Genomic DNA, 309 nt, shown 5'->3' on the forward strand with positions numbered 1-309 from the left:
ACCTCATTCGTAGCCGGCCTTCTTCGAAACTTCGACCGCTATGTGGAGCAAGCTGACGGCGTGGATCTTGTCCGCGACGGCGTCGGCTACCGGCAGACCGCTGTATGGCTCACCGATGAGGAGTTTGGAAAGCTGGCCGAGAGTTTCCGGAACGCAATCCTCCCGTATGCGGACAATCCAGCCTCCCCGGAACGCACACGCCGCCTCATCACCAGCATCGTCATGCCCTCCGCATAGCCAACATTCTCCTTTTTGACAACGTTATCATTCTTGATAATGTTGGCGTCTCTGTATAGTTCGGAGTGGTCT

The 309-nt window shown here is 56.0% G+C and carries 1 pseudogene; it reads left to right on the forward strand.

The features are described from left to right. Positions 1-237: pseudogene (locus QZX79_RS07645) on the forward strand (ArsR family transcriptional regulator); the annotation flags it as partial. Positions 238-309: the final 72 nt, after the last annotated feature.

The sequence above is a fragment of the uncultured Arthrobacter sp. genome (genome assembly GCF_902805515.1).
Lineage (GTDB): Bacteria > Actinomycetota > Actinomycetes > Actinomycetales > Micrococcaceae > Arthrobacter_D.